This is a genomic window from Moorena sp. SIO3B2 (assembly GCF_010692525.1).
Taxonomy (GTDB): domain Bacteria; phylum Cyanobacteriota; class Cyanobacteriia; order Cyanobacteriales; family Coleofasciculaceae; genus Moorena; species Moorena producens.
In genome coordinates, this window is the sequence record NZ_JAAHHE010000204.1 from 1 (window position 1) to 3,097 (window position 3,097).

The following is a 3,097-nucleotide window of genomic DNA, read 5'->3' on the forward strand; positions in this document are numbered from 1 at the left end:
TAGACCACGAGTTATATGGGTAAGTTCACCCATGCTGGCCAATGAGATCGCCCTTGAATTCTAGGAAAATAGAGTTGTTTATTTGATCATAATTATGATTGAGTGGGTGAAGGAGGTTCTCTCCATCAATCTCAAATCACCAATCACGATATCTCAGGATATCAAATTATGGTTCTCTTAGTTGAGCCAAATTGGCCAATTTGTGGTGATTTCCTAACAAAGCCAAATGAGCTAGTTCTATGTCTGTTGACTTCACTGTAGCGATTCCGACCTATAATGGGGCGAAGCGTTTACCATTACTGCTCCAGGGACTGCGATCGCAAACTTTCCTAAACCCGATCAGTTGGGAAATTATTGTCGTTGACAACAATAGTAGCGATGATACTGCCCAAGTTATTCAGAACTATCAAAGCAATTGGGATGTATCTGTCCCCTTAAGATATTGTTTTGAACTCGAACAAGGATCAGCATTTGCCAGGTTGCGAGCTGTCCAGGAGGCTAAAGGTGAATTAATCGGTTTTTTAGATGATGACAATTTACCTGATCCCAACTGGATTGCTGCAGCCTATGGCTTTGGTCAAGAGTATCCTAAGGCAGGAGCCTACAGTGGTCAAATTCATGGTGATTTTGAAGTCGAACCCCCAGAAAATTTTGAACCCATCAAGCAATTTCTGGCAATTCGGGAACATGGACCAAACCCCCATCCCTTTCAACCTGAACACATCAGACTACCCCCAGGGGCAAGCTTAGTCGTTCGTAGACAAGCTTGGCTCGATAGTGTGCCACCTCGTCCCAGTTTGACAGGCAAACTGCCCGGATTATTCGTGCAGGGAGATGATTATGAGCCATTGCTATATATGTACAAAGCAGGTTGGGAAATTTGGTATAACCCCGCCATGCATAGCTATCATAAGATTCCCCACTGGCGTCTTCAGAGAGATTACTTACTCACTCTCGCTCGTGGTTGTGGTTTAGCTACCTGTCAGCTCCGTCTGATTAATACTACCTTTTGGCAAAAGCCTATAGTAATTACCAGAACCTTATTGGGAAATTTGCGCCGATTTATCCTACATTTCCTTAAGTATCGAGGACAATTTAAAACTAATCTCATTGCCGCCTTTCAACTAGAATTCTTCTGGGGCAGTTTCCTCAGTCCATTTTTTACTATTAGAAAGCTTTTACACAATCCTTATAATAAATAACCTAAGTTATCAGCTATCAGCTATCAGCTATCAGCTATCAGCTATCAGCTATCAGCTATCAGCTTAATGCTTTGATGGGCAAATCTCCAGACTTTCAATTCTCTAAAATCTCGAACTATTAAATTGTCCCGTTCCCATAGCGTGGCCATAGGCCTGCATAGGTTTATTTTAAACTAACGCCTGACAACTGACGGCTAAATGCTTACTAAATAACAGTATTTTTCAGATTTTTTTTCTGCTCCCGACTCCCGACTCCCGACTCCCTCGGTGCGCTTACAGTCGTCGAATTAAATTCGCCACGGGTCGCACCGCTCCCGACTCCCTATTCCCTATTCCCTATTCCCTTTGCTATCATGACCCAAATATCCTTAATTATTCCAGTTAGAAATAGGCAACACTATACTCAGAATATTCTGAGTCAAATTTTTCAGCAAATTCCTCAAGCAAATACCGATAATATCTCAGTTATCTCAGTCATCATAGTAGATGATGATTCCACAGATGGCACCAGAGAAATGATTAGACGTCAATTTCCCAATGTTTACTTAATTGAAGGAGATGGCAATCTTTGGTGGACAGGTGGAATTTGTCTCGGCATGAACTATGCCATAGATAAATTAGACTCCGATTACCTAGTGTGGCTAAATGATGATATTTCTCTGTCAGACAATTTCCTTAACAACCTGATTGATATTTGTCAGTCTCCACTGTACAATAATACAATTGTTGGGGGTATTGTCCGGGATAAAACCTATTCCGATTGGATTGTGTTCAGTGGAATGCATAAAAAACAGCCAATTCGGAGTATGGATTATTTTGCTACAGCAGAGGCTAGGTCAGTCGATACCCTAAATGGTAATATAGCTATCATCCCCAGAGTAGTCGTCGATAAACTTGGGTTTCCAGATGCTGATAGATTCCGGCATTACGGCGGTGACTTTGAGTTTGTTAGTCGTGCTAATAAATCAGGATTTAATGTAATTTTGTCAAGTAAGCTCCAAGCCACTACTGATTATAATTTAAATGACTTGATTCGTTATATGCCCCCTTTACTACAATGGTATCTCCAACCGAATACAGCCAAAAGAATCCAAATTTTGAAAGGATTCACTAATTTAAAGTCAAATTATAATATCTGGCATATGGTCAATATAATTTATCAAGACTCACAACATGTCCCTTTCTGGAGGTATGCTATTTTATATGTTAGGCAAGTTATTAAACTGTTAGTCAGTGATTTTTTACTATTGAGTAAAACTGAAACAACTCTCAAAAACTATTTGAAGCAGCAAAATGCTCCAGAAGAAACTATTCAGGGGCTAATCAACTACAGAACTAAGTCAATATAATATGGTTTTAATATCTATAATTATACCAGTTTATAATGACGAAAAAACTATCAAACAGACGATTGAATCGGTTTTAAATCAGACATTTACGGATTTTGAAATACTTGTCATTGATGATGGCTCCCAAGACTCGACAGGGGAAATAATTTCTAGTATCAAAGATGCTCGCTTAAAAATTTTTTCCTATCCCAATGCGGGTGTCAACCGAGCTCGTAATCGTGGACTATCCCATGCTTCAGGGGACTATATTGCGTTCCTAGATGCCGATGATCTCTGGCATCCGGATAAATTAGAGTTCCAGTTAAACGCCTTACAAGCAAACCCCCAAGCCGCCGTTGCCTATAGTTGGACAGATTACATTGATGAATCAGGTCAGTTTTTGCGGCGAGGTAACCATATCACTCTCAATGGTAATGTTTATCCTCAGCTGTTGCTAACAGATTTTTTGGAAAATGGTTCTAACGTCCTAATTCGTAGGAAAGCATTTGACACAGTTGGTCAATTTGATGAATCCCTAACCCAGGCAGAAGATTGGGATATGTGGCT

At 40.2% G+C, this 3,097-nt stretch carries 3 protein-coding genes; all 3 read left to right on the forward strand.

Annotation, left to right across the window (positions count from 1 at the left end; translation table 11 throughout):
• The first annotated feature begins 239 nt into the window (after positions 1 to 239).
• On the forward strand, positions 240 to 1,202 hold the full coding sequence (hpsE, locus tag F6K38_RS27630) for a hormogonium polysaccharide biosynthesis glycosyltransferase HpsE (protein WP_287358267.1): 963 nt from the start codon (positions 240 to 242) through the stop codon (positions 1,200 to 1,202).
• 353 nt (positions 1,203 to 1,555) lie between these two features.
• A complete protein-coding gene (locus tag F6K38_RS27635) occupies positions 1,556 to 2,551 on the forward strand; it encodes a glycosyltransferase family 2 protein (protein ID WP_287358270.1) in 996 nt (331 codons plus the stop codon).
• 1 nt (position 2,552) lies between these two features.
• Positions 2,553 to 3,097: glycosyltransferase family 2 protein (locus tag F6K38_RS27640; protein WP_287358272.1), on the forward strand; the 545-nt coding region annotated here is incomplete at its 3' end.